This is a genomic window from Microbacterium keratanolyticum (assembly GCF_016907255.1).
GTDB lineage: Bacteria > Actinomycetota > Actinomycetes > Actinomycetales > Microbacteriaceae > Microbacterium > Microbacterium keratanolyticum.
In genome coordinates this window covers 1,232,254-1,256,730 of record NZ_JAFBBQ010000001.1, presented here as the reverse complement: position 1 = coordinate 1,256,730, position 24,477 = coordinate 1,232,254, and the positions used below count along the sequence as shown (strand labels likewise).

Genomic DNA, 24,477 nt, shown 5'->3' with positions numbered 1-24,477 from the left:
TTCGACGAGGGGCGGAGCTGGGCGTGAACAAGTTCTTTCAACGCGGTGTCGGACTGATCGTGATCGTCGTGGTGCTCGCCGCGGCGGGACTGCTGTGGTGGGGCGTCGCGATCACGCACCCGCCGACGCTCTGGGACTACGGACAACTCACCCTGGGCGGAATCTGGACCGTCTACTACAACTCCGAGCTTCCCAACCTCTGGGTGCTCGGGATCGCCCTGACCCTTGCCCTCATCATGGTCGTCTTCGTGGTGGTCAGCGAACGGGTCGTGGCCAACCGCTACCGCCGTGCCGGCTCTGAGAGAGTCAACCTGCCGCTGGCGCCCCGCGTGGTCATGGAACGCACCCGGGGTAAGTTCGCGGGCGAAGTCACCGTGACGGTCCTGATCCCTGCGCACAACGAAGAGGCATCCATCGGGCACACCCTGACGTCCCTGCAGCGGCAGTCGCGCCCGCCGTCGCGCGTGCTCGTCGTCGCCGACAACTGCACAGACGGCACCGTCGATGTCGCCCGCGCGCATGGCGCGGACGTCTTCGAGACCGTCGGCAACACGCACAAGAAGGGCGGCGCGCTCAACCAGGCGCTGCGCGACCTGCTTCCCACGCTCGGCGACAACGACACCGTCATGATCATGGATGCGGACAGCCAGATCGGGGACGAGTTCCTCGAGGTCGCTGCGCAGCGGTTCACCGGGGATCGCGCGCTCATGGCCGTCGGTGGGCTCTTCGAGGGCGAGGACGGGCACGGCCTGCTCGGTCAGTTCCAGCGCAACGAGTACTTCCGCTACATGCGTGAGATCAAGCGGCGCCGCGGTCGCGTGTTCGTGCTCACGGGCACGGCGTCGATCTTCCGTTCTGCGGCGCTCCGCGCGATCGCGGACGCACGGGGCACGCTCATCCCTGGCACGACGGGTGAGGTCTACGACACGGCGGCGCTGACAGAAGACAACGAGTTGACGATCGCGATCAAGTCGCTCGGCGGACTCACGGTCTCGCCCATGGAGTGCACGGTCGTCACCGAGCTCATGCCGAGTTGGCGGATGCTGTGGGCGCAGCGCCTGCGCTGGCAGCGCGGAGCGCTGGAGAATCTGGGCGCCTACGGGATCACGCCCCAGACCCTGCGGTACTGGGCTCAGCAGATCAGCATCGGCTACGGCGTGATCGCGCTGTTCGCGTACTTTCTGCTGTTCGGGTTGATGCTCGTCGCGATGGACACCTGGATCTGGTTCCCGTTCTGGCTGGGAATCGGTGCCGTGTTCGCGGTCGAGCGGGTGATCACGGTCTGGCGGGGCGGATGGCGCGCACGCCTCGTGGCGGTGCTGGTCTTCCCCGAGCTCGTCTACGACTGCTTCCTGAACCTGGCATTCCTCAAGGGAGTGTTCGAGATCGCCTTCGGTCGCAGTGCGACCTGGAAGCATGTGGACCACGGGGCGAAAGCCGGGACGAAGGCGGAGGTGGCCCGATGATGAGTCTGTTGAGTGCGGTTCCCGCGGGGCTGCTGCTGCCCGAGTCGTTCCTGCTGAGCGACTGGTTCTCGACGCTGGCGACGTTCGTCGCGATCAACACCGTGATCTACGTGATCCTCGGCGTCATCAAGATCGTGCCATTGCCGCAGCGCCCGGGGCACAAGGGACGCAGCCGTCGGTCAGAGACCCGGAGTATCTATCCCGATGGTTCGCTGTAGCTCGGCGAGCACAGCGGGGATGTCTTCCGGAGGCGTGGGGCGGCCCAGGAAGTAGCCCTGGCCGAGGACGGCACCCAGTTCGCGCGCAGCATCCACCTGTTTGGCCGTCTCGATGCCTTCGACGAGCACGCGGGCTCCGACGGAGCTCGCTGCGCGGCTGAGGGATGCCACCCGCTCGCGCTCTGTCGCGTCTTCGAGCGCCGCCCAGAAGAGCAGACGGTCGATCTTGACGATGTCGGGGCGCAGGTCGACGATGCGCTTCTCGTCGGCGAGCCCCGCTCCTGCGTCGTCGATCAGCAGGAAGGCGCCGAGCGAGGAGATCCGCTCGCGCACCGCCCGGCTCTCTTCGACAGCGGAACCTTCGTACAGCTCAAGACCCCAGGCGCGGGTCGTGCCGGCGAGGATCGCGTCGAGACCCTCGGCGAGCATCGTCGACGACGAGGCATTGAGTGTGACGAAAGCGTCTTCGGGGAGGGTGACGGATGTGCGGACAGCAAGCTCGATGAGCGCCATCTCCAGCTCGTCACGGACACCGGCCGCTTCCGCCTGCGCGAGCCGCTCGGGCGGCGGGGTGCCGTCAGCGAAGCGAGCCAGTGCTTCGAAACCCACGACAGTGCTCGCGGGGAGGTCGACGAGCGGCTGGAAAAAAGCGCGGGCGTCTTCAGCGATGTGCGTCATCGGCATCCATCTCGTCGAGCGATCACGGCTAAGTGTATAGCTCATTGGTTCGGCGCCACGATGGCCAGTACGCTGGGAGCGTCGGGCATGGGGGTGCCCGTCGTTCATTGACGCAAAGGGGAGGTGGCGAAGTGGTCGTCCAGCGGATCGAGGTCGAAGACAGCGCCGGACTCTCCTGGCTGGGCTCCGCCTGGCTCACGCGTCTGCGTGCGCGAACCACCACATACTCGATCGTCACCGCCACGATCGTGCTGTTCATGGGTGTGCTCTTCGTCTTCGAGCACTTCGAGGACGACATCACGGTTTTCGAGTACTGGCTGTCTGCGGCTCTGCTCGCCGCGTCGCTTCTGGTGGCCGTGCAGGTGTTCTGGATGGGGCTGCGCTTTCCCGCCTGGGTGGGAATCCTGGTCATCCTCGCGCACGCCTTGGTGTCGGTCTACTACATCGGCTTCTCCGATGAACGACAGAACACGATCGCAAGCCTGCAGCAGCTGCCGATCATGGCGATGTACTGCGCCTGGTTCTACGGTGCGCGCTTCGCGCGGGTGACCGTCGCGATCATCGTGGGCGCCGTGTGTCTGGCGATCCTGCTCGGCCCGTTCGGTCAGCCCGGCGGAATGCTCGGACCCATCAACGTGCTCGGTCTGGCCCTCTTCGCCTGGCTGTGCCTCGAGATGGGGCTCTTCGTCCGGCACCGGATGATGCTGCAGATCAATACGGATTCTCTCACCGGCGCACTCAACCGTCGCGGCTTCTTCGAGCAGGCCGCGCGCGAGATCCGTCGTGCCCAGCGGAGCACGCATCCGCTGGCGATCGCCGTTCTCGACCTCGACCATTTCAAGTCCCTCAACGATGGCGAGGGACACGCGGCCGGCGACGACGTGCTCAAGAGCCTGGTCGCGCAGTGGATCTCCCTGTCGCGGCCGCACGACATGCTGGGACGCATGGGCGGCGACGAGTTCGTCATGCTGCTGCCAGAGACGACGGCGACCGACGCCACGCGCCTGCTGCAGCGGATGCGCGACCTCGCGATCCACCCCTGGTCCTGGGGTGTGGCCGAGTTCGCCTCCGGCGAGACGATCGACGACGCGGTCCGTCGGGCCGACGAGGCGATGTACGAGCAGAAGCGCAACCGCTGAGCGTCAGCCCTCGTTGCGGCGGACGATCTCGTTGATCCAGATCGGCGCGAACGGCGATGTGCAACCGGGTGAGGTCGGATAGTCGGCGAGCACCTGCAGGCTGTTGCCGATCGACAGCGCGCGTTCGCGGAGCGACGGGTGGAAGATGCCGATCTGTGCGAGCGTCTCGTTCATCGCCCACTGCAGGCGCGGGGGAGCCGTCTTCATGTCGCGCTCGATGAGGTCGAGCAGGTGCGCGAGGTCGAGGCCCTCGGGTGATTTCGCCACACGCATGGAGGTGAGGGACCAGGCGGCAGCGGCGACGGTCGGATCGGCGTCGTCGAACCAGCGGACGCGCATCTCTTCCGCGAGCGGCGTCTTCTTCGCGATGTAGTTGACGAACCAGTCGTTGACCTTCGGGACGTCGGTCTCGCGCAGCATCGCATCGAGCTCGTCTGCGGTGAAGGCACGGGGCGTGCAGATCAGCAGCGCGAGCAGGCGCGCAGGAGTCTCGCCCGTCGCCCACAGTTCGCGTGCGAGGTCATGATCGGTCTTGATGCGCTTCGCGAGCGCCCGCAGTCGGCTGAGGTTCATGCCGTGGTCGTCGCCGCGCTTCTCGTTCGCGGCCCGCATCTTCGGGTCTTCGAGAGCGGCGAGTTCTGCCAGCGCCTCCGGAATGGTGAAGCCGGGCATGGTCAGGCCTTCTTGACGACGCTGGACTTCAGCAGCATGGCGCCGAAGCCGTCGATCTTGCAGTCGATGTCGTGACCGTTCACCGGATCGATCAGGCGGATGCCGCGCACCTTCGTGCCCGCTTTGATGCTCAGTGAGCCCTTGACCTTGAGGCTCGTCACGAGCGTGACGGTGTCGCCGTCGGCGAGGGGGTTGCCGACGGCATCCCGCACCACCGTCTCGGACGCGGAGGCATCGTCGCTGTCGGACTCGAGCGACCACTCGTGCCCGCACATCGGGCAGACCAACAGCGCGCCCATCTCGTAGGCGTGCTCGCTGTCGCACTCCGGGCACAGGGGAAGAGATTCGGCCATGCCTCCAGGGTAGGCCGTCTGGTGCGGCGCGGGATGCCCCTCAGACCTCGCCGACGAGGGTCGCGCGCATGCGGCGCAGGTCCTCCAGAAGTGAACCGATGAGAATCCAGTGGTCGGAGGAGGGCGCGACCACGGCGAGCGGGGCGGTCAGTGCAGGGACCGCAGAGGTGAACGCCTCGGGCTCGGGGGATGCCTCCGCGACCTGCACCGCGAGGCGGACGTCATGCCCGGCGCGATGCAGCTGCTCGGCGATGGCGCGCGCCGCAGGTTCGTCGCTGATCGTGTCGTCGTAGTGATCGACGTAGGCGCGTGTCATCCCGATGGCCTGAGTGACCACCGGTGTCAGGGTGTCGAGAAGGGTGCGCAGCTGGGCGAGCTCGACGCGGTGCGCCCCGCCGCGCGGATTCAGTGCCAGCGATTCCTCGCCCGCGATGAGGGATGCCTCGGCGGCATCTCTCATCGGACGCAGCAGCCGTGCCTGCAAGAGGATCTCCAGCACTCGCGCCGGCGAGTTCGTCTTCGGAAGAGCGTCGGCGAGGCGGTCAAGTGTCGCCGCGAGCTCGACGCCGAGCAGCCCGATGTCGCGGCGGGCCGGCGCGACGAGAACCGGGGGCACGATCAGCACGTTGATGATGAGTCCGATTGCGGCGCCGATGAGCGTCTCGATGATGCGGGCGAACGCGTAGTCCGGGCTTGAGGCGCCGAGCGCGAGCACGAGCATCGCTGAGATCGCGACCTGATTGGAGGTGCCAGCGGTGGCTTTGAACGCCCAGGCGATCGTGAGGGCGACGAGGATCGCGAGCAGCACGATCCAGCTGTGCATGCCGAGCAGCAGTGTCAGGAGCGTGGCGATCACGACGCCGACGATGACTCCGATGCTGCGCTCGATCGCCTTCGACAGCGACTGGTTCACGCTCGGCTGCACGACCAGAAGGGCGGCGATCGCGGCGAACACCGGCAGCTGCCCTGGCACGACGAGGCCCGCGAGGATCCACGCCGTGATGGTCGCGACCACCGACTTCACCATCTGCAGCAGTGGCGCCCGTTTCGCCGCCCGCACCGCAGCCGTCATTCGCATGCCGACAACGCTACTCGCTCGCTTGTGGCACACCGACGTCGGTTGCTCGTGCTTGCATGGACGCATGCAGAACGTCGATCCGCTCCGTGCAGAGAGCCGTGCCACCTGGGCGAGCGTGGTCTGCTTTCTGCTCGGCCTCGGCGCAGGACTGCTGGTCATGCAGGGGGCTCCGCGCCCGCTGACCGGGCCAGGTGGAGTGGGTTTCCCCGTCGCGCTCGTCGCGGGTGCCATTGCGGCAGCGAGCTTCGTCGTGAGCACGTTCCTGCACCGCAGCGGCGAGACGCGAGAGATGCCGTGGTGGCAGACCGCGATCTCCGATCTCTCTGCGATCGCGCTCACGATCGCCTATGCAGGAGTGACAGGCCTCGGTGTGCTGCTGGGGGTGGAGATCCTGGCGGTCGGGCTGCACGGCCTCGAACTGCCGATGATCGGCGGCGCGATCCTCGCCGCCGTCGCAAGCGCGCTCGGCGGGCGCTTCGCGTTCACCGCCGGCGTCGGCCTGCAGACGCGCGACCTCGCCCGAATGCTGTCGACGTACCTCGTGATCGGCACGCTGTTCGCGATGATCACGGCGGCCGATCCGTTCTGGTGGCGACTCAACTTCTCACAGCTGGGCATCGGCGGCGACGCGTGGGCGTTCAACGGCACGGTCATCGTGGGTGGACTCCTCGTCGCGACCGTGGGCACCTACATCGGCCGTGACCTGCACCGTCTGCGCGGAGACGAATCGCTGCCCCGCATCGCCTGGGTCGTCGCACTCTGGGTCGCCACCGGCGTCGCGCTCGGCGCCGTGGGATTCTTCCCCCTGAACGAGATCGTCGCGCTGCATGACGCGGCGGCGATCGCGACGCTGGTCCTCTTCACCGCATCCGCCGTCGTGACCACGCTCGCGATGCCCGGACCACCGCGGGCACTGCAGATCACGACAGCCGCCGTCGTGGTGCTCATCGTCGTCACGGTCGCGCTCTCCTCCGTCTGGCATGTGCTCACGACGACGGTTCTCGAGGTGATCGTGGTCGGACTCGGGATGCTCTGGCTCACCACCCTCGTTCGCTCGCTGTCGATCCTGGCGCCCGACGAATCGCGTCCGTCGTCGCGCAGGTCGCTGCTGCGGGGCTGATCAGGCGGACGGCTCGGTGCTGGCAAGCGTACCGGAGGCCGCATCCGCCTTCTGGCGGTCGTTCGCGACGGCCAGAAGTTCGTCGTGCACCGCGCGCATGCGCAACAGGAACGTCCGTTCGTCGAGCTTCTTCCGACGCATCCACGTCGTGACCTCGCCGTTCGACTTGCTGGCATTGCACGATGCACAGGCCGGCACGACGTTGGCGATCGTGTACCGCCCGCCGCGGGAGATGGGCTGCACGCAGTCGCGCTGCAGCGGGACGCCGGATGCTCCGCAGTACGCGCACCCGCCCCAGGCATCGCGCAGCTGCTCCCACTCGAGGGAGGTGAGGTCGTTGTCGGCCGCGGCGACCCGACGAGCCCGCTTGCGATTCAGGCGGGCGCGGCGGGTGTTGCTTGCGGGCATGGGGTCACTCTAGGCGAGGGCGCGGATCTAAGGAGGAGCGGAGGAGAAATAGGGCACCTTGCGGATGTGCGGTGGGGGCCTTAGCGCGGAGTGTGGAATCACCACGAATCCACCAGGGAGTCATCATGTACATGCATCCAGACCTCGTTCACCGGGTCGTCGTGCTCGACATGGCGCAGCGCGATCGCGATGTCGAGCGGGTCCGATTCGTCCGCGAGCACCGCGGTCAGATCGTCGCTCGGCCCGCGGGCGGCCTGCGGCGGATGCTGCGGGCGCTGCGCCGGCCACAGCGACCGGCGGTGGAGTGCGCCGAGCCGCGCATCGCGTCGGCGCACGGATGACGCCGTCGAGCCTCGATGTCGGAGGCAGGTGGCACGATGGGGACGTGTTCTTCCCCGTGCCCTCTGCCCCGATGGTGGGGCGCGACCCCGAGCTGCAGCGGCTCCTCGACGCTTTCGCGCATGCGGCGCAGGGTGAGTCCGGGGCGATGCTCGTGGCAGGTGAGGCGGGCATCGGCAAGACCCGACTGCTCCGCGAATTCGAGGGGCGCGTTGGCGCGAAGGCGCGGGTCGTGACCGGGTGGTGTGTCGACTACGGCGCGACGCCCGCGGCGTACGGGCCCTTGCCGGGCATCCTGCGCGTGCTGATCTCGGCGATCGGCGAGAGCGAGCGCGTTGTGCCGGGTCTCGACATCCTCCCTCTGCTGCTGCCCGAGCTCGGCGAGACGCCGCCGGGGCTGCGCGAGACCACGAGCCCCGAGCGCCTGCGCGAGGCGATCGCCACGGTCATCGAGACGGCCGCCGAACTGTCGCCGCTCGTGCTGCTGATCGAAGATCTGCACTGGGCGGATGAGGCGACCCTGTCGACGCTGACGTTCCTGCTACGTGTCGTCACACACAGCAGGGTGCTGTTCGTGCTGAGCTGCCGCACCGACGAGGTGCACCGCGGCGGTCCGGTGAGTTCCTTCCTCGCGGGTGCCGAGCGCGCGCGGGTACTTGAGCGGCTCACGATCTCCCGCCTGGATCCGGAGGCGACCAGGCAACTGCTGCAAGGGCTCGGACGCACGCACGACGACGCCGCCCTGCTGCGGATGCAAGAGCGTGCCGAGGGCGTTCCCTTCTTCATCGAAGAGCTCGCCGGCTGCGCCAGTGCGCCGATGCCCGACACGCTGAGAGATCTGCTGCTGGCGCGGTTCGACGGCATGAGCGACGAGGCCAAGCGCGTCACGCGCTTCGTGTCGGGCGGGGAGAGCGGCATCTCGCATGCGCTGCTCGCCCCTCTCGCCCACCTGTCTGACGAGGCTCTCGACGACGCCGTGCGCGAGGCCGTGGCGGCCGGATTCCTCGTCGTCCGTGACCGTGAAGGCTACGGATTCCGGCACGCCCTGCTGCGCGAGGCCGTGCACGATGACCTTCTTCCCGGTGAGCGGGCACGCCTGCACCGCGCGATCGCCGAGGCGCTCGACGCATCGGCCACGCCGGACGAGCGCGAGCGCATGCACGCCGCGCTCGCCTTCCACTGGCACCTGGCGAACGACCACCGCCGCGCATTGATCGCAGCGGTCGGTGCGATGGAGCAGTCCAAGCAGAGCTACGCGTTCGCCACGGCGGCGCGCTTCGGCGAACTCGCGCTCGAGCTGTGGGATCAGGTTCCGGATGCTCCGGAGGCGGCCGGTCGCGATCGGGTGACCCTGCTGCTGCGCCTCGGCTCGATTCTTCGCAACGCGGGCGACGGCGAACGCGCGCTCACCGTGGTCGATCTGGCGCTGGACGAGATCGATCCGGTGACCGGCGACGGCACGACCTATGTGCGGCTTCTGCGTGACAAGGCCTACTACCTGGGCAATCTGGGCCGCCCCGGAGCGATCGACCTTCTGGTCGACGCCCTTGCCGTGCTGACCGAGCGCGTCCACGATGATCGGCTGCACGCCTCGGTGCTCAACAGTCTCGCCAGCCGCTACATGGTCGCGGGCCGGTCACATGAAGGCCTCATGGCGGCAGACAAGGCGTTCGCCTTCGCTGAACGGTGCGGCTCCCTTCGCGAGATGTCGGTCGCCCGCAATCTGCGTGGCGGGTGCCTCGCGCACCTCGGCGAGTTGGATCGGGCGTTCGTGGACTACGCCGACGCGTACGAGTACGCGCGAGGTGATGACAACGGGATGCTCCGCTATCGCGTGAACTTCTCCGACCTCATGATCGTGCTCGGCCGGTACCGCGAAGCGATCGATGTGGCGCAGGCCGGCATCGTGCGTTCGCGGGAGCTCGGCGTCGAACGCACGACGGGTGCGATCATGACCCAGAACATGGCCGAGCCTCTGCTCGAGCTCGGGGAGATCGACCGTGTCGAAGCACTGGTGGCGCACGACCTCGTCATCCCGACGCTCCCCGTCTTCCGCATCTACACGACCAAGACGCGCATTCGTGCACTGGCCTGGCGTGGCCACGTCGACGAGGGTGAAGCGCTGCTGCGCGAATGGCGGCCGCGATTCGCTGCGGCCGCGCGCATCGATCGGTAGGTCTGGTACTACGACCTCGAGTCGGCGATCGCGTTGGAGATCGCTCGAGGAGACTGGCTGGCAGCGTGGGCGATCGTGCAGTCGATGCTCGACGATGACGGCCCGGTCCTGGGTAACAGGCGACGCGTGATGCTCGATGCGGCATGGGTGATCACGGCGCTCCGCGCGTCCGGGGTGGATGTCGCGGCGAACGTCGCTGCGCTCGACGCCGCGTGGCAGGCCATCCCCGAGGCGCTGCGTGGTGATCGCTGGTCGCGCATCCTGGAAGCGCTCCTCGTGCCTGGGGCATCCGCTCTCGACGAGGCGATCGTGCTGTCTGCCAGCGACGAGGTGCCGGCAGTTTTCCGGGTGATCACCCGCCTCGAACGCGCGCGGATGCTCGTGGCCGACGGCGATCGCGCCGCTGCGACGGCAACCCTCGTCGAGGCAGAGGTGCTCGCCGAAGGCCTGGCGCATGTGCGCCTGACCGCCGACGTGCAAGAGCTCGCCGCCCGGGCGGGGCTCGGCGGTGGCGATCTGCCGCACGACCCAGACCTCACCGGTCGTGAGGCGCAGGTGCTCGATCTGCTGATCGAGGGTCTCAGCAATCGTCAGATCGGCGAGCGTCTCTTCATCAGTGCGAAGACGGTCAGCGTGCATGTCTCTGCCATCTTGCGCAAACTCGGGGTGACGACACGCACAGAAGCGGCCGTCGCCGCGGCACGGCACGGCGCGGGGTGGACTGAGGCGCCCCGACCGCGGTCTTCGGGCGGAATGGGGTTTTCTGCCCCGTGAGGCGATGATGGGATTACCCGTCTGCTTTTCGCTCCCAGGAGTTTCGCTTGTCTTTCCGCGCCCAACTGTCGAAGGCGGGTGCGCTCGCCGCATCCCTGTTGCTGCTCTCTGCCTGTGCGGCGGAACCGAGCATCGCACCGACGGGTGCGGTGACCGAGGTCACCGTCACGGTGGCGGGCATGCAGTACGTCCCGGACACGATTGAGGTGCCCGTCGGCAACGAACTCGTCATCACGTTCGAGAACACGGGCGATGTCGTGCACGATCTTGTTCTCGACAATGGCGCAGGCTCCATGCAGGTGTTCCCGGGTCAGGCCGAGGTGATCAAGGCCGGGGTGATCGGCGCCGAGGTCGAGGGCTGGTGCACGATCGGCAATCACCGTGCCATGGGAATGGAGCTGACGGTCATCGCCGTCGGAGGCTGATGGGCGGGCGATCAGCCGGCAGGCCGGGGTGGTGCCGTGGACGACCTGATCACGAGCGTCGGCTGAGTCTCGGGGATCTCGCCGACGGCGTCGTGCCCCTCGATCTTCGCGATCACGCGCAGCGCCGCAGCGCGACCCAATGACTCGAACGGCTGTCGCACGGTCGTGAGCGCGGGCGACGCGTAGGCGGCGAGGGCGATGTCATCGACGCTCACGACGGAGATGTCGTCGGGCACGCTGCGGCCCGCCTCATGCAGCGCACGGATCAATCCGAACGCCATCTCATCGCTGGAGACGAACACGGCGGTCGCGCTCGGGATCGCGGCGATCGTTCGGCCCGCGCGGTAGCCGGATTCCGGGGTCCAGTCGGCGGGAATCACGGGGGGAGGAGTGAGCCCTCGTGCGAGGAGCGCCTGCTCCCAGGCTTCGCGGCGGTGCTCGGTCTCGATCCAGTAGTCGTCGCCCGCGACATGCCAGACGGTGGTGTGGCCGAGGTCGAGCAGGTGCTCCACGGCCAGGCGGGCGATCGCGCGTTGGTCGACGGCGAGAGGTGCGTCATCCTCCAGGGACGCGCGCTCGCTGCGGATGGCAGGTGTACGTGCCGTGCGCACGCGCATCGCGGGGGTGTCGAGTTCGACAGGAACGCCGAGGATGATTCCTTCCGCGCCCTGCTGCTCCAGTCGGTCGAAGGCCTCGAGGAAGGCGTCGCCGCTCGCGTGGTCGGAGACGGACGCCGTCGTGACGGTGTAGCCGTTGGCGGCGGCCGCCTGCTCGATACCGACGCCCAGAGCGGCCGAGGAGTAGCGGTCGGTGGACATCACCACGACGCCGAGGACGCGCGAACGCCCGGATGCGAGCGATGCCGCCGCAGCGTGCACGCGGTAGCCGAGTTCGTCGACGGCAGCGAGGACGCGTCGAGCTGTCTCGGGACGCACGTTGTCCTGTCCTGACATCACGCGAGAGACCGTCTGCGTTGACACGCGGGCGAGGCGTGCGACGTCGACCTGACTCGGGGCGCGGTCTTCGCGAGGGCGGCGAGGTGACATGTCCCAATGGTAGCGATCAACCCTTGTGAACACACGAGACTGAACAGATGAGAATGCGATAATGTGAGCGCAAACAATTCTTGACTGGAGCGCCATGACTGACTCTCTCGCCGCCGGCATCGTCGCCGACGACGATGTAACGACCCCGACCCCGGCATCGTCCGCACAGGACCTCACCCCCGCACTCACGTGGCGTGACGCCGAGATTCTGCGTGATGGTCGCTCGCATCGCATCCTCGCCGGTGCGATCCACTACTTCCGGGTGCACCCCGATCAGTGGGAAGACCGCCTGCGCCGACTGGCCGCGATGGGGGCGAACACAGTCGACACCTACGTGGCCTGGAACTTCCACGAGCGCGTCGAGGGCGACATCCGCTTCGACGAATGGCGGGATCTCGAACGCTTCATCCGCCTGGCCGGCACCGTCGGACTGGACGTGTTCATCCGTCCCAGTCCGTACATCTGCGCCGAGTGGTCCAATGGCGGCATCCCGTTCTGGCTGTCCGGGCGCGTGGATGCGATCCGCACCAGCGACCCCGAGTTCCTCGCTGCGGTCGACAACTGGTTCGATGCGCTCATCCCGCGCCTCGTGCCGCTGCAGGCTGCGTACGGCGGTCCCATCGTCGCGGTGCAGGTCGAGAATGAGTACGGGTCGTTCGGCAGCGATGCCGCCTATCTCGCGCACCAGCGCGACGGACTGCGTGCACGGGGCATCGTCGAGATGCTCACCACCGCCGACGGCATCACCGGCGACATGATCGAGCACGGCAGTGTTCCCGGCGCCATGGGCACCTTCACGTTCGGCACCGGGGTGGCCCGCGCGCAGGAACTGCGGCGCGAAGGCGACGCCCTGATGTGCAGTGAGCTGTGGGGCGGATGGTTCGACCATTGGGGTGAGCGCCACCACGTGCGCTCGGTCGACAGTGCGCTCGGCACGGTCGACGAGCTGCTCCGCGCCGGTGGCTCCGTGAGCCTGTACATGGCCCACGGTGGGACGAACTTCGGGTTGTGGAACGGCTCCAATCACGACAAGGTGCTCCAGCCCACTGTCACGAGCTACGATTCCGACGCGCCGATCGGCGAAGACGGCACCCTCTCTCCGAAGTTCTTTGCCCTGCGGGAGCGCTTCGCGGCACTCCGTGACGACGAGCTTCCGCCCGTTCCCGCGGCCCCGAGGCGCCAGCGCGCAGCATCCGCAGTCCTGACCGCGACGGCTTCGCTCCTCGACATCGTGCGGGCCACTCCGGTCATCGGGGCGGTCTCGCCGCGCCCGCGCACGTATGAGCAACTCGGCGCTGAAGACGGTCTGGTGAGCTACGAAGCGGACATCTCGTACAGCGAAGGCGCGATCCTCACGATCGACCGTCTCCATGACCGCGCGACCGTCTTCCTCGGAGATGAGCGGCTGGGCACCCTGGAACGCGATGGAGAGGTGTCCCTGGCGCTGCCCGGAGCGTCCTCGCGGGCGCACCTGACGATCGTCGTCGAGAGCCTCGGGCGCATCAACTACGGCCCCTACACGGGTGAGGGCAAGGGCATCATGCACGGCGTGATGATCGGTCGTCGCTTCGTCAACGGCTGGACGCACCGCCACATCTCGCTCGACGCCCCCGCGCTGACGGGCACGCCCGCCGTCGACGGTTCCGCTGTCGCGCACCTCGAGGTGACCGATGTCGCCGATGCCTGGCTCGCCTTCCCCGGTGGCGCTAAGGGCATGGTCTGGCTCAACGGATTCCTGCTGGGCCGCTACTGGAAGATCGGTCCCCAGGAGACCCTCTACGCTCCGGCGCCGCTGTGGCGTGCGGGGCGCAACGAGATCGTCGTCCTCGATACGGACGCGCTCGGTGCTGTCGTGGAGATCCGTGAGGAGCCGGCGTTCGGCGAGACCGAGGAGTTCATCGGCACCTGAGCCGCGCGCTGGCCGGCCCCCGGCCCTTTTCCGCGAGAAACCATTTCCTGCGCGAGAAACCACGCGACCACGTGCGTTTCGTGCAGAGTGTGGTTTCTCGGCGGGTGGCGCGCTCTCTGGGTCGACGGGTGGCGCTCTCTGCACCGCCCGGGTGGGGTGGGGAGTTGTGCACGGGACGCAGCAACGCCACCCGCGCGCGCGGCGGGGCGGGCAGGCTCGCGCCATGTCTGTTCTGCTCGCCGATCGCGCCATTCTCGACTCGCCGCTCGACCTGGTCACGTCGCAGGAGGGCCGGATGCTGGGTCTGCGCCTACCCGCGTCCTCGCACGCGCGTATCCGCCCGGGGGTTTACGCGAGGCGGGCCGGCATCGAGGCCTTGCGCTCATGGGAGCGCTACGCCCTGCGGGTGCACGCGTTTCGGCGGCAGCATCCGTCCGCCATCCTCGCCCTGGAATCCGCGGCCGTCCTTCACGGCCTCCCGCTGTTCGGAGAGCCGCGTGACATCCAGGTCTACGACCCCGAACGGCCGTCTTCGCGTCGTTACGGCGACGTCGCCGTGCACACGAGTCGTGATGCGCTCGATGTCGCCGAGGTATCTGGGGCGCTGCTCACGTCTCTCGAGGAGACCGTCATCGGGCTCGCCCGGGTGCTTCCGCCCGCACAGGCGCTGGCCGTCGTCGATGCGTCGATCTCGCACGCCGATCCGAACGCGCTGGATTTGCGGATGCTGCGCGAACGCGCCGCTGCACAGCAGAACCGCCGCGGGAATGCGCGACTGCGCTGGCTCTGGGAGCGGGCGGATGGGGCATCCGAATCTCCCTCTGAGAGCGTCAGCCGTGCGGTGATCGAGTGGACGGGATTCGAGACGCCCGTCCTGCAGCGGGAGTACTTCTACGAGGGGTTCCACGATCGGGTGGACTTCTCGTTTCCGTCGTGTCGTGCGATCGGCGAGGCTGACGGCTGGCAGAAGTACGTGCTTGCCGACCCCGCAGAAGCAGCGCGGCGGCTGGCGAAAGAGAAGCACCGCGAAGATCGTCTGCGAAGGAACGGGCATCCGTTTGCGCGGTGGGAGCTCGCAGATGCGTGGCGCGTCGAGCCTCTCGTGCGGGCGCTGCGCGGGGCGGGTCTGCGTCCGGTGCGTCCGCGTCAGGCTGCGTTTCTGGCGTCGCTCGCCCGTCGCCCACGCGAGAAACCACATTTCGCGTGAGACACCACGGGTGGCGTGGTTTCTCGTACGGAATGTGGTTTCTCGTGCAGGGGGCTGGTCGGGCTAGCCCTTCACTGCTCCCGCGGCGAGGCCAGAGCGCCAGTAGCGCTGCAGCGTGAAGAAGAGCACGATCAGCGGGATGACGCCGAGCAGCGAGCCGAGCATCACCGCGCCCTTGTCCGGTGAGAAGTAGCTCATCATGCCGTACAGGCCCAGCGTGACGGGCTTGAGGTCCTGACTGGAGATCATCATGAGCGGCAGGAGGAAGTTGTTCCACGTCGCGACGAAGATGAACAGGAAGATCGTGACCATCGCGGGGCTGAGGAGGCGCAACACGATGGTGAAGAAGATGCGCACCTCGCCGGCGCCGTCGATCCGGGCCGCCTCGAGCAGCTCGGTCGGCACTGATGATTGCGCAAACACCATTCCGAGAAACACTCCGAACGGGGACACGGCGGAGGGGATGATGATCGCCCACACGGTGTTCACGAGCCCCAGTGCGTGGAACTCGATGTACAGCGGCACCGTGAGCAGCGCCACCGGCATGAGCAGGCCGGCCATGATGACGCCGACGGCGAGCTTCTTGCCGGGGAATGCGAACTTGGCGATCGCGTATCCGGCCATCACCGCGAACAGCGTGCCGATGACGCCCGCAGAAACAGAGTAGAAGACCGAGTTTCCCACCCAGCGCCAGAACAGGCCCTGGGTCCAGCCTATCAGGCTGTCGTAGTTGGTGCCCATGTTCCATTCGGCGAACCAGAAGCCGAACGTCGAGGTGAGGTCGCGATTGTTCTTGGATGATGCGACGAGCAGCCAGTACACGGGTACGAGGAAGTACAACGTCGCGACGATCAGCGCGACATAGCCGAACGCCTTCGCCAGGGGGCTCGGTGCGATCGAGGGTGGTGGTGCATCGGGAGCCGACCCCTGCACGCGGCGTCTGCGCTGCGATGCGCGTACCTTCTCGGGAACGGTGATCAGGACTGTGGTGCTCATGCGTCTCCCTTACGGCGCTGCAGCAGTGCATAGACGATGGCGAGGACGCCGGCGATCAGCGCCATGAGCAGCGAGTAGGCCGAGGCCGGGCCGCTGCCGGAGGGCGTCAGCTCACCCATCATCGAGTTGTACGTGAGCATCATCGGCGTGAAGTCCTTGCCCATCCAGGTGTTCTGGGCCTCCATGATGACGGGCTCGTTGAACAGCTGGATCGTTCCGATGATCGACAGCAGCACGGCCAGGAGTGCTGCCCCGCGCACCATCGGCACCTTGATCCGCATGGAGATCTGGAATCCGGATGCTCCGTCGAGCCGCGCCGCTTCGTAGAGGTCGCGAGGAATGGCCTGGAGCGCGGCCAGGAAGATCAGCATGTTGTAGCCCGTGTACGTCCACGTGGTCATGTTGGCCATCGACATCAGAATCGTCTGTGGCGACATGAAGTCGGTGCCCTCGGGGAGGAACGGCAGGATCGGCGAGACCTCCGGCGTGTAGATGTACAGCCACATCATCGCGGCGATCACGCCGGGCACGGCGTACGGGAGGAAGAACGAGAGTCGGAAGAGGCCAGGGCGGCGCACGATGAACGAGTCCAGCAGCAGGGCGAGGGCCAGGGCCGCGAGGATCATCACCGGGATCTGGATGCCCGCGTAGAGCACCACCCGACCCATTCCGACCCAGAAGGCAGGATTGGCGATGGCTGCGGCGAAGTTGTCGAAGCCCACGAAGGTGTCGGCCAGTTCCCCGCCGCCGTAGAGGCCGCCGCCGGTGGCGACCTGGGCGAAGAATGCGGACTTCACCGAGACGCCGATCGGCACGAGGAAGACGATCGCGAACAGAATCGCGAAGGGGGCCATGAAGAACCATCCGGTCCACGCCTCACGTCGCGAGCCTACGCCGCGACGGGGACGGGCGACCGGCGGGCGTGCCTTCTTCTCGGGTGCTGCTGGTGCGGTCACGGTGACCATGAAGTTCCTCCTGGATGCAGAAGGCGGCGGAGAGCGTGCACTGCTCGCTCCCCGCCGCCGTTCATCATTCTCGTGTGCGCTCGCTTATTCAGCGACCGGCAGCCCGAGGTCCTTCAGCGCGGCGACGGCGGTGGTCTGCGCCGTGGCGAAGATGTCCGCGACCGTGGCGGTTCCTGCGGCTGCGGCCGCAGCGGTCTCGTTCATCTTCGTGAGGGTCGAGAATCCGGGGGCGTAGACGAAGTCCGGGTTCAGATTCTGTGTCGCGGTGCCGAGCTCGGCGAGAACATCCTGTCCGCCGAACTGACGCAGCATCTTCTCCGGGGTCTTGACGTCGCCCTTGGCGGCGACGACGAGGCCCTGCGTGGCGAGATCTTCCACCTGCGTGTTGAACCAGGCGTTGAAGGCCATCGCCTCAACCGGGTTCTTGCAGCCCTTCATGACCGCGACGCCGGAGCCGCCGTCAGGGCCGGTGAGGGCGCCCGCGCCGAAATCCGGAAGCTGGGCGACGCGCCACTGTCCTTCGGCGGGCGTACCGTCGAGCGAGTCCAGCAGGAAGCCGGCCTCCCACGCGGCGCCGATGTGGCCGATCAGGCTGCCGTCGTTGAGGGCGGCAGTGAAGCCTTCACCCCAGCGTTCCGTCGCGATCGTGGTCTTGGTGTCGAGCAGGCCCTGCCAGAAGGTGGCGACGGTCTCGGCGCCAGCTCCCTGGGTGTCCACGGCCCACTTGTCGCCCTCGGCGGTGAACCAGGTGTCGCCGGCGGCTGCGGCCTGGCCGGAGAGCCAGTTGTGCGCCTCGTCCGGGGTGAATGCCGCGACGTACTTGCCGGCGGCTGCGGCGGTTGCCGAGTCGGCAGTGAGGTCCGCGAGCGTGGTGGGAACGTCGAGTCCGAGCTCAGCGAAGGCCGTTTCGTTGTAGAAGTACACAAGCGGGCCGACGTCCTGCGGAAGGCCAACGACGGCGTCGCCGACACGCATGCCGCTGAAGGCGCCCGCCGAGAAGTCGCTCTCGTACTTGCTCGCCTCTGCCGAGACGTCTTCGAGCAGACCCTTGACGAACACCTGCGGAACCTCTGCGTAGCCGAGCTGGGCGAGGCACGGGGCGTTGCCCGCCTTCACGTCGGTCTCGAGCTTGAGGGCCATGTCGCTGGCCTTGCCGTCGAACTTCGTCGCCTTGACCTGGATGTTCGGGTTCTCTGCGTTCCAACGCTCGACGATCTCGGCGACCGGGGTCATACCCTCGCCGTCGGGAAGTCGGTGCATGTACTCGATCGTGATCGGGCCGTCGGCTGCGCCGGCGTCGCCTTTGTCTGCGGTGGCGCAGGCGGCGAGTCCAAAAGCGGAGAGGGTGCCGACCGCGACGATCGCGGTGGTGCGGGTGATTCGGGACGTGGATGCCATGGAGAGCTCCTCTTTGAGGTCATGTTCATACCCTGGTGCGGGTGTCCCGGTGCGTCTTCGCGAGGCGCGAACGCGTCCGGTGCTCACATTAAACATGAAAATGTTTGCGCTCACAACTGCGTAATCGGTCGGAAACATGCAGGATCGTGTGCGGATGATGCGTAGCGCTGCCATTGGTGGGCGCCTGGTGTGCGGAACAGGCGTGATGCCAGATGAGAGTGCGCACGGCGCGAGTGAGACTGCGCGTGCTACCCTGGAGCATCCCCTCTTCTACTGAAATGGGTCCCTCAACTTCGGCCCGCGACCGCGCTGATGCGTCGTGTGCGGCCTTTCATCCCTCGAGAATCGTGTCGCTTCGAACGATCAGGTTCTCGGGATCACCGAAAGCTTTTGTTTGTCTTATGCAGTCGGCTGCGGTGCGTGTGCACCCGGCCAAGAAGTCCGCTGGCGTGACGCGGACGTCGACGTCCGTGTCGCCACTCGCTCCGGCGAGTACGCCGGCTATGTCGCCGATGGTCTCGATGGCGTCGCCGCCTTTGGCGCGCGCGGCGAGAACCTCGGCATCCACCCCTCGATTCCCGCAGCAGAGGCGGCCGTGGAGGCATCCGAGCCTCCGGCTCCTGCTGCCGCTCGCGTCCTCACGGACGCTCGTGCTGTCGCGCCCGCGCAGAACAGCACCCCTCATCGTGCCCGCCGGAGGTTCCGGCGTGGCGCACCTGGCTGCGCAAGCGGCCCGAACAACAGGAAGAAGAAACACATGGCTACCGGCACTGTGAAATGGTTCAACTCCGAAAAGGGCTTCGGCTTCATCGCTCCCGATGACGGCACCGACGACCTCTTCGCGCACTTCTCGGCGATCACCGGGTCGGGCTACAAGGAGCTTCGCGAGAACCAGAAGGTCGAGTTCGACGCTGAGCGTGGCCCGAAGGGCATGCAGGCTGCGAACATTCGCCCGCTGTAAGGCGCGCTGACGCACACAGAGCCGGTCGGATCCTCTCGAGGATTCGGCCGGTTTTCTTTTATGACGGGATATCGCGCCGTATCGGGCTCCTGTGGTGGTGAGGCTCGCCTTACTTTTGCTAGGTTAGGCCAGGCTTACCGAAGCTCAGCATCCTCAGATGCCTCCTCCCACACCCGATTGAAGGAACCGCTGTGCGCACTTCCCGTCTCGTCGCCGCCGTCGCGACCGCCGCGCTCGCCGTCGGCATCGCCGGCTGCTCGACGCCCACCGCCGAAAGCGATGCCCCTGCCGTCGGCGCGAACCCAGCTTCCGCCGACGCATTCCCCGTCACGATCGAGCACGTCTACGGCGAGACCACGATCGCCTCGAAGCCCGAGCGCATCGCGACCGTCGCCTGGTCGAACCACGAAGTGCCGCTGGCGCTCGGCGTGGTTCCGGTGGGCATGAGCAAGGCCGCCTGGGGCGATGACGACAACGACGGCGTTCTGCCGTGGGTCGAAGAGAAGCTCGAAGAGCTCGGCGCTGAGACCCCGGTGCTGTTCGATGAGACGGACGGCATCGACTTCGAGGCCGTGGCAGACACGGCACCAGACGTGATCCTCGCGTCGTACTCCGGCCTCACGAAGGAGGAGTACGAGACGCTCTCGAAGATCGCCCCCGTCGTCGCTTACCCCGACATCGCCTGGGGCACGAGCGTCGAAGACATGATCACGCTCAACTCCACCGCGATCGGCCTCGCCGACGAAGGTGCGGCGCTCATCGATGAACTGCACGCCGAGACGGAGAAGGCGCTGACGGCGCACAGCGCGCTGGAGGGCAAGAAGCTGCTGTTCTCCTACCTCGACCCCGCTGACCTGAGCCAGGTCGGCTACTACACAGCGGCCGACACGCGTCCGGGATTCCTGCACGGCATCGGTCTGCCGTTCCCGAAGGTCGTCGAGGACACCATCGGCAATCCCGAGTTCTACCTGATGGCGAGTGCAGAGCAGGCACAGCTGTTCGACGATGTCGACGTCTTCGTGACGTACGGCGACGAATCCAGCGTGGCCGCACTCCAGGCCGACCCGCTGCTGTCGAAGATTCCCGCGATCGCCGCAGGGCGCATCGCCGTGCTCGGGGATGCCACGCCGCTGGCAGCATCCGCGAACCCCTCGCCGCTCTCGATCCCGTGGGGAATCGACGAGTACTTCGCCGTGCTCGAGGCGCCGCTGCTGAAGAAATGACCGCGATCATCGCCCCCGCCCCGGAGGTCGCGCGTGCGCGCACTCCGGTGGCGGGGCGTCTGACCGGACTGCTGGTCGTCGCCCTCGTCGTCATCGTCCTCTGTGGGCTGTCCCTCGCCTTCGGCTCGCGCGCGGTGACGTTCGATGACTTCGTCGCGGTCATGGCCGGGCACAACGACACGGTGTCGCAGGCCGCCATCATCACCCGGCTTCCGCGCACCGTCCTCGCGCTGCTGGTCGGCGCGGCACTCGCCGTCGCAGGGGCGACAATGCAGGCGATCACCCGCAACCCCGTCGCGGACCCCGGCATCCTCGGTGTCACCAATGGGGCAGCCCTGTCTGTCGTCGTGGGCTTGGCGTTCTTCGGGGTCACCGCGCCGCTCGGCCAGATGGCCTTCGCCGTCGTCGGCGCCGCGCTCGCCGCTGTCTTCGTCTACACGGTCGGTTCGCTCGGACGCGGGGGTGCGACGCCACTCAAGCTCGCGCTCGCAGGGGCCGCGACATCCGCAGCGTTCGCGTCGCTCGTGAGCGCCGTGATGCTGCCGCGTATCGACCTGCTGCAGTCCTTTCAGTCCTGGCAGGTCGGCGGTGTCGGCGGGGCGGACTGGTCACGTATCGCTCTGACGGCGCCGGCCCTCGCGGTCGGCGCGCTCATCTGCTTCGCCACCGCGCGCGGGATGAACTCCCTCGCGCTCGGCGACGACATGGCGGCCGGGCTGGGCGAGAACGTCGCCCGCACCCGCATCATCGCCGCTGTCGGCGCGGTCGTTCTCACGGGAGCAGCGACCGCCATCGCCGGTCCGATCGGATTCGTCGGGCTCGTGATCCCGCATGTCTGTCGGATGCTCGTGGGCACCGACCACCGCTGGTTGCTGCCCTTCTCGGCGCTTGCGGGTGCAGGGCTGCTCGTCGCGGCAGACATCATCGGACGCGTGGCATCTCCGACAGCGCAGGAGATCCAGGTCGGCATCGTGACCGCGATCATCGGAGCGCCGTTCTTCATCTGGATTGTTCGTCGACAGAAGGTGCGCGAACTGTGACCACGACCCTGACTGCTCCGCCCCCGCCCGCGCCGCCGCGCCCGGACATCTCTGCGATCGTCGCCGGACGACGCGCGCGGCATCGACGCCACGCATCCGTCACTCTCGTGCTCGCGCTCGTCGTGCTCGCTCTCTTCGCGACAGCGCTCATGATCGGCAACACGTTCTACGGTCCGATTGAGGTGCTGCGGGTGCTCTTCGGCGAGACCGTGCCTGGTGCATCCTTCACGGTCGGAGAGCTCCGGCTGCCGCGCGCGGTGCTGGCCGTTCTCGCCGGTGCCGCCTTCGGCATTGCAGGCGTCTCATTCCAGACCCTGCTGCGCAACCCACTCGCTTCGCCCGACATCATCGGCATCACGCAGGGCGCAGGCGCCGCCGCGGTGCTCGGCATCGTCACGCTGTCGCTGAGCGGTCCCGCGGTCTCGCTGCTCGCGGTCGCCGGCGCGCTTCTGACGGCGGGAGCCATCTACCTGCTCTCCAACAAAGGCGGATTCGCGGGTACGCGTCTCATCCTCATCGGAATCGGCGTCGCCGCGATGCTGCAGAGCATCATCTCCTACGTGCTCTCGCGGGCCGCGCAGTGGGACATCCAGACCGCGATGCAGTGGCTCACCGGCAGCCTCAACAACGCCTCCTGGGAGCGCGTCCTCCCGCTCGCGCTCGTGACCGCCGTCCTCCTTCCGCTGCTGCTGTCGCAGGGGAGGGCGCTGGGCGTGATGCATCTCGGGGATGACTCCGCGGCGGGGTTGGGCGTGCGCGTCACTCGCATCCGGCTCGTGTTCATCCTGGGTGCCGTCACGCTGCTCGCGGTGGCGACGTCGGCCACAGGGCCCATCGCCTTCGTCGCCTTCATGGCGGGTCCGATCGCCGCGCGACTGACCGGACCGGGGGCGAGTCCGCTCCTGCCGAGCGCCTTCGTGGGCGCTGTGCTCGTGCTCGCCGGTGACCTGCTCGGGCAGTTCGCTTTCGGTGAGCGCTACCCGGTCGGAGTCATCACGGGCGTGCTGGGCGCTCCGTATCTGATCGCCCTTCTCATCCGCACCAACCGCTCAGGAGGATCCCTGTGACCGCCGCGCACACTCTCGCCGCCGAGGGGCTCACCCTCACGTACGGCGACCGCACCGTCATCGATGCCCTCGACATCGAGATCGCGGCCGGCAAGATCACGACGATCGTCGGAGCGAACGGATGCGGCAAGTCCACACTGCTGCGCTCGCTGGCTCGGCTGATGTCTCCGAGCGCGGGGCAGGTCATCCTCGACGGGCGCTCAGTGCATTCGCTGCCCACACGCGAGGTCGCCCGGGTTCTCGGTCTGCTTCCGCAGTCGCCCTCCGCGCCGGAAGGTATCGCCGTCGCCGACCTCGTCGGTCGGGGTCGGCACCCGCATCAGCGGGCCCTCGCCAGGTGGAGTCGTCACGACTACGAGGTCGTGGCGGATGCGCTCGCCGCGACCGGCACCACGGATCTCGCGGACCGCAGCGTCGACGAGCTGTCCGGTGGCCAGCGGCAGCGTGTCTGGATTGCGATGGCCCTCGCGCAGGAGACCGACATCCTGCTCCTTGACGAGCCCACCACGTTCCTCGACGTCGCTCACCAGGTCGAGGTGCTCGATCTGCTCACCGACCTCAGCATCGCCCGCGGCACCACGATCGTCATGGTGCTGCACGACCTCAACCTTGCGGCCCGCTACGCCGACGAGCTCATCGCCATGAAGGACGGCCGCGTGCACGCCGCGGGCGCTCCCCGCGACGTCGTCACCGCCGATCTCGTGCACGACGTGTTCGGACTCGCAAACCAGATCACCATCGACCCCGTCTCGGGAACGCCGATGGTCACACCTATCGGGAGACACCATGTCCGCTGACACTCAGACCCGCTCACCGTATGTCCTCGCGCTCGCCGAGGTGCGTGCCGTTGAAAGAGTGTCTCCGAACTTCGTGCGCATCACGTTCGGAGGGCCAGAGCTTGCCGAGTTCGGCACCCCGGGGGACATGTTCGATGTGCGCATCAAGGTGATCTTCCCGCCGGCAACCGGCGTACTGCCGCCGTTGGACCGCACGGTCGAAGACTGGTGGGGCGCCTTCCTCGCCGTTCCGGAGGCGGAGCGCGGATCCATGCGCACCTACTCGGTTCGCGCGCTGCAGGTCGCCGACGGCAAAACCGAGGTCGTCGTCGACTTCGTGCTCCATCTGCAGCCGGGACTCACCGGCCCCGCCTCCAGCTGGGCGAGTGCTGCCTCTGTCGGGGATGAGCTCCTGATCCTGGGACCGCGCCGAGGACGGGAAGACCGCACCGGCATCGAGTGGGCGCCGGGCAGTGCATCCGCTGTCCTGCTCGCGGGAGACGAGACCGCAGCGCCCGCGATCGCCCGGATCCTCGAAGACGCACCCGCCGACCTGCGCGGTCATGCCTTCGTCGAGGTGCCGTCCGTCGACGACATCCTCTCCATCGCGGCGCCCGCCGGCGTCGCGGTGACCTGGCTGCCGCGCGCGGACGGGGCCCTGCACGGCGCCTCCCTCATCCCTGCCGTCCTCGATTTCCTGGGCGACAGCGAGGCCGCAGTCGAGGTACGCGATCTGGACGGCGAAGACCTCGTGTGGGAGACGCCGATCTACTCGGGGCTCGGCGAGGAGATCCCCGAAGCGGATGCTGCCGCCGACCGCTACTTCTGGATCGCCGGAGAGAGTGGCGTCGTGACGACTCTGCGCCGCCACCTCGTGAAGGACCTCGGCATCGACCGTGGACAGGTGGCCTTCATGGGCTACTGGCGCCGCGGTGTCGCGATGCGCGGATAGCGGGCGCCGCGACCGAGGCCCACCTGCGGATACATACCGTGCCCCGCATACGGGTCACCGTAGGCTGGCGACAGCGATCGGCACCCGCCCT

At 67.6% G+C, this 24,477-nt stretch carries 26 protein-coding genes; 15 read left to right on the top strand and 11 right to left on the bottom strand.

Features of this window, described 5'->3' with window-relative positions; translation table 11 throughout:
* Nucleotides 1-23: 23 nt before the first annotated feature.
* Both JOD62_RS05970 and JOD62_RS05965 read left to right on the top strand, forming a co-directional pair.
* On the top strand, nt 24-1,466 hold the full coding sequence (locus JOD62_RS05970; RefSeq protein WP_271171461.1) for a glycosyltransferase family 2 protein: 1,443 nt from the start codon (nt 24-26) through the stop codon (nt 1,464-1,466).
* Nucleotides 1,463-1,684, top strand: a complete 222-nt coding sequence (locus tag JOD62_RS05965) for a hypothetical protein (RefSeq protein WP_239526567.1) — start codon at nt 1,463-1,465, stop codon at nt 1,682-1,684. The genes JOD62_RS05970 and JOD62_RS05965 overlap by 4 nt, the downstream gene beginning before the upstream one ends.
* On the opposite strand, the gene JOD62_RS05960 is transcribed toward JOD62_RS05965, so the two are convergent.
* Nucleotides 1,646-2,362, bottom strand: a complete 717-nt coding sequence (locus JOD62_RS05960; RefSeq protein ID WP_204938399.1) for an EAL domain-containing protein — start codon at nt 2,360-2,362, stop codon at nt 1,646-1,648. The two genes, JOD62_RS05965 and JOD62_RS05960, sit on opposite strands and share 39 nt — an antisense overlap.
* A gap of 131 nt (nt 2,363-2,493) precedes the next feature.
* On the opposite strand from JOD62_RS05960, the gene JOD62_RS15070 reads away from it, so the two are divergent.
* Nucleotides 2,494-3,501: a GGDEF domain-containing protein gene (locus tag JOD62_RS15070; protein ID WP_204938398.1), complete on the top strand. Its 1,008-nt coding sequence runs from the start codon at nt 2,494-2,496 to the stop codon at nt 3,499-3,501.
* A gap of 3 nt (nt 3,502-3,504) precedes the next feature.
* Here JOD62_RS15070 and JOD62_RS05950 read toward each other — a convergent pair whose 3' ends face one another.
* The 3 genes from JOD62_RS05950 to JOD62_RS05940 are packed head-to-tail and all read right to left on the bottom strand — an operon-like array spanning nt 3,505 to nt 5,604.
* Nucleotides 3,505-4,173, bottom strand: a complete 669-nt coding sequence (locus JOD62_RS05950) for a DNA alkylation repair protein (RefSeq protein ID WP_204938397.1) — start codon at nt 4,171-4,173, stop codon at nt 3,505-3,507.
* 2 nt (nt 4,174-4,175) lie between these two features.
* Complete coding sequence (locus JOD62_RS05945; RefSeq protein WP_204938396.1) at nt 4,176-4,526, bottom strand: zinc ribbon domain-containing protein YjdM; 351 nt, start codon at nt 4,524-4,526, stop codon at nt 4,176-4,178.
* Between the two features lie 40 nt (nt 4,527-4,566).
* Nucleotides 4,567-5,604, bottom strand: a complete 1,038-nt coding sequence (locus JOD62_RS05940; protein ID WP_204938395.1) for an FUSC family protein — start codon at nt 5,602-5,604, stop codon at nt 4,567-4,569.
* A 64-nt stretch (nt 5,605-5,668) separates the two neighbouring features.
* Between JOD62_RS05940 and JOD62_RS05935 the strand changes: the two genes are divergently transcribed.
* Nucleotides 5,669-6,724 carry a DUF998 domain-containing protein gene (locus tag JOD62_RS05935; protein WP_204938394.1) on the top strand — a complete coding sequence of 352 codons (1,056 nt, stop codon included), beginning with the start codon at nt 5,669-5,671 and terminating at the stop codon, nt 6,722-6,724.
* On the opposite strand, the gene JOD62_RS05930 is transcribed toward JOD62_RS05935, so the two are convergent.
* Nucleotides 6,725-7,132, bottom strand: a complete 408-nt coding sequence (locus JOD62_RS05930; RefSeq protein WP_204938393.1) for an HNH endonuclease — start codon at nt 7,130-7,132, stop codon at nt 6,725-6,727.
* Nucleotides 7,133-7,230: 98 nt separating this feature from the next.
* Nucleotides 7,231-7,467, bottom strand: coding sequence for a hypothetical protein (locus tag JOD62_RS05925; RefSeq protein ID WP_204938392.1), 237 nt, complete (start codon nt 7,465-7,467; stop codon nt 7,231-7,233).
* Nucleotides 7,468-7,517: 50 nt separating this feature from the next.
* Between JOD62_RS05925 and JOD62_RS05920 the strand changes: the two genes are divergently transcribed.
* From JOD62_RS05920 to JOD62_RS05910, 3 genes are read left to right on the top strand one after another with little or no spacing between them, the layout of a single operon-like run.
* Complete coding sequence (locus tag JOD62_RS05920; RefSeq protein WP_204938391.1) at nt 7,518-9,647, top strand: ATP-binding protein; 2,130 nt, start codon at nt 7,518-7,520, stop codon at nt 9,645-9,647.
* A gap of 33 nt (nt 9,648-9,680) precedes the next feature.
* Complete coding sequence (locus JOD62_RS14985) at nt 9,681-10,421, top strand: helix-turn-helix transcriptional regulator (RefSeq protein ID WP_271171460.1); 741 nt, start codon at nt 9,681-9,683, stop codon at nt 10,419-10,421.
* Between the two features lie 47 nt (nt 10,422-10,468).
* Nucleotides 10,469-10,846 (top strand): cupredoxin domain-containing protein, encoded by a 378-nt coding sequence (locus tag JOD62_RS05910; RefSeq protein ID WP_204938390.1) that lies wholly within the window; start codon nt 10,469-10,471, stop codon nt 10,844-10,846.
* A gap of 11 nt (nt 10,847-10,857) precedes the next feature.
* Here JOD62_RS05910 and JOD62_RS05905 read toward each other — a convergent pair whose 3' ends face one another.
* Complete coding sequence (locus JOD62_RS05905) at nt 10,858-11,892, bottom strand: LacI family DNA-binding transcriptional regulator (RefSeq protein WP_204938389.1); 1,035 nt, start codon at nt 11,890-11,892, stop codon at nt 10,858-10,860.
* A 94-nt stretch (nt 11,893-11,986) separates the two neighbouring features.
* Between JOD62_RS05905 and JOD62_RS05900 the strand changes: the two genes are divergently transcribed.
* Together JOD62_RS05900 and JOD62_RS05895 are read left to right on the top strand one after the other, a co-directional pair.
* Nucleotides 11,987-13,801 (top strand): glycoside hydrolase family 35 protein, encoded by a 1,815-nt coding sequence (locus JOD62_RS05900; RefSeq protein WP_204938388.1) that lies wholly within the window; start codon nt 11,987-11,989, stop codon nt 13,799-13,801.
* 223 nt (nt 13,802-14,024) lie between these two features.
* Complete coding sequence (locus tag JOD62_RS05895) at nt 14,025-15,008, top strand: hypothetical protein (protein ID WP_204938387.1); 984 nt, start codon at nt 14,025-14,027, stop codon at nt 15,006-15,008.
* 63 nt (nt 15,009-15,071) lie between these two features.
* Here the strand turns inward: JOD62_RS05895 and JOD62_RS05890 are convergent, their stop codons facing one another.
* The 4 genes from JOD62_RS05890 to JOD62_RS05875 form a co-directional block, all read right to left on the bottom strand.
* Nucleotides 15,072-16,004, bottom strand: a complete 933-nt coding sequence (locus tag JOD62_RS05890; protein ID WP_204938386.1) for a carbohydrate ABC transporter permease — start codon at nt 16,002-16,004, stop codon at nt 15,072-15,074.
* Entirely contained in the window at nt 16,001-16,969 is a 969-nt protein-coding gene (locus tag JOD62_RS05885) for a carbohydrate ABC transporter permease (protein ID WP_204938385.1), read from the bottom strand. The genes JOD62_RS05890 and JOD62_RS05885 overlap by 4 nt, the downstream gene beginning before the upstream one ends.
* An 84-nt stretch (nt 16,970-17,053) precedes the next feature.
* Complete coding sequence (locus JOD62_RS05880) at nt 17,054-18,367, bottom strand: ABC transporter substrate-binding protein (RefSeq protein WP_204938384.1); 1,314 nt, start codon at nt 18,365-18,367, stop codon at nt 17,054-17,056.
* Between the two features lie 331 nt (nt 18,368-18,698).
* Nucleotides 18,699-18,935, bottom strand: a complete 237-nt coding sequence (locus tag JOD62_RS05875) for a hypothetical protein (protein ID WP_204938383.1) — start codon at nt 18,933-18,935, stop codon at nt 18,699-18,701.
* Nucleotides 18,936-19,124: 189 nt separating this feature from the next.
* Here JOD62_RS05875 and JOD62_RS05870 point away from each other — a divergent pair, with 189 nt between their 5' ends.
* From JOD62_RS05870 to JOD62_RS05845, 6 genes are all read left to right on the top strand, one after another.
* On the top strand, nt 19,125-19,328 hold the full coding sequence (locus JOD62_RS05870; RefSeq protein ID WP_204938382.1) for a cold-shock protein: 204 nt from the start codon (nt 19,125-19,127) through the stop codon (nt 19,326-19,328).
* Nucleotides 19,329-19,519: 191 nt separating this feature from the next.
* Complete coding sequence (locus tag JOD62_RS05865; protein WP_204938381.1) at nt 19,520-20,551, top strand: iron-siderophore ABC transporter substrate-binding protein; 1,032 nt, start codon at nt 19,520-19,522, stop codon at nt 20,549-20,551.
* Nucleotides 20,548-21,591, top strand: coding sequence for a FecCD family ABC transporter permease (locus JOD62_RS05860; RefSeq protein WP_204938380.1), 1,044 nt, complete (start codon nt 20,548-20,550; stop codon nt 21,589-21,591). Before JOD62_RS05865 ends, JOD62_RS05860 begins: the two co-directional genes overlap by 4 nt.
* Nucleotides 21,588-22,658 carry a FecCD family ABC transporter permease gene (locus tag JOD62_RS05855; RefSeq protein WP_204938379.1) on the top strand — a complete coding sequence of 357 codons (1,071 nt, stop codon included), beginning with the start codon at nt 21,588-21,590 and terminating at the stop codon, nt 22,656-22,658. The genes JOD62_RS05860 and JOD62_RS05855 overlap by 4 nt, the downstream gene beginning before the upstream one ends.
* Nucleotides 22,655-23,455, top strand: coding sequence for an ABC transporter ATP-binding protein (locus tag JOD62_RS05850; RefSeq protein WP_204938378.1), 801 nt, complete (start codon nt 22,655-22,657; stop codon nt 23,453-23,455). Before JOD62_RS05855 ends, JOD62_RS05850 begins: the two co-directional genes overlap by 4 nt.
* Nucleotides 23,445-24,386 carry a siderophore-interacting protein gene (locus JOD62_RS05845; protein ID WP_204938377.1) on the top strand — a complete coding sequence of 314 codons (942 nt, stop codon included), beginning with the start codon at nt 23,445-23,447 and terminating at the stop codon, nt 24,384-24,386. The genes JOD62_RS05850 and JOD62_RS05845 overlap by 11 nt, the downstream gene beginning before the upstream one ends.
* Nucleotides 24,387-24,477: the final 91 nt, after the last annotated feature.

Bases quoted from the DNA above. Each gene is read 5' to 3' on its own strand.
- JOD62_RS05965 (WP_239526567.1), top strand. From the start codon at position 1,463: ATGATGAGTCTGTTGAGTGCGGTTCCCGCGGGGCTGCTGCTGCCCGAG.
- JOD62_RS05960 (WP_204938399.1), bottom strand. From the start codon at position 2,362: ATGACGCACATCGCTGAAGACGCCCGCGCTTTTTTCCAGCCGCTCGTC.
- JOD62_RS05950 (WP_204938397.1), bottom strand. From the start codon at position 4,173: ATGCCCGGCTTCACCATTCCGGAGGCGCTGGCAGAACTCGCCGCTCTC.
- JOD62_RS05945 (WP_204938396.1), bottom strand. From the start codon at position 4,526: ATGGCCGAATCTCTTCCCCTGTGCCCGGAGTGCGACAGCGAGCACGCC.
- JOD62_RS05940 (WP_204938395.1), bottom strand. From the start codon at position 5,604: ATGCGAATGACGGCTGCGGTGCGGGCGGCGAAACGGGCGCCACTGCTG.
- JOD62_RS05935 (WP_204938394.1), top strand. From the start codon at position 5,669: ATGCAGAACGTCGATCCGCTCCGTGCAGAGAGCCGTGCCACCTGGGCG.
- JOD62_RS05930 (WP_204938393.1), bottom strand. From the start codon at position 7,132: ATGCCCGCAAGCAACACCCGCCGCGCCCGCCTGAATCGCAAGCGGGCT.
- JOD62_RS05905 (WP_204938389.1), bottom strand. From the start codon at position 11,892: ATGTCACCTCGCCGCCCTCGCGAAGACCGCGCCCCGAGTCAGGTCGAC.
- JOD62_RS05900 (WP_204938388.1), top strand. From the start codon at position 11,987: ATGACTGACTCTCTCGCCGCCGGCATCGTCGCCGACGACGATGTAACG.
- JOD62_RS05895 (WP_204938387.1), top strand. From the start codon at position 14,025: ATGTCTGTTCTGCTCGCCGATCGCGCCATTCTCGACTCGCCGCTCGAC.
- JOD62_RS05890 (WP_204938386.1), bottom strand. From the start codon at position 16,004: ATGAGCACCACAGTCCTGATCACCGTTCCCGAGAAGGTACGCGCATCG.
- JOD62_RS05885 (WP_204938385.1), bottom strand. From the start codon at position 16,969: ATGGTCACCGTGACCGCACCAGCAGCACCCGAGAAGAAGGCACGCCCG.
- JOD62_RS05880 (WP_204938384.1), bottom strand. From the start codon at position 18,367: ATGGCATCCACGTCCCGAATCACCCGCACCACCGCGATCGTCGCGGTC.
- JOD62_RS05870 (WP_204938382.1), top strand. From the start codon at position 19,125: ATGGCTACCGGCACTGTGAAATGGTTCAACTCCGAAAAGGGCTTCGGC.
- JOD62_RS05860 (WP_204938380.1), top strand. From the start codon at position 20,548: ATGACCGCGATCATCGCCCCCGCCCCGGAGGTCGCGCGTGCGCGCACT.
- JOD62_RS05845 (WP_204938377.1), top strand. From the start codon at position 23,445: ATGTCCGCTGACACTCAGACCCGCTCACCGTATGTCCTCGCGCTCGCC.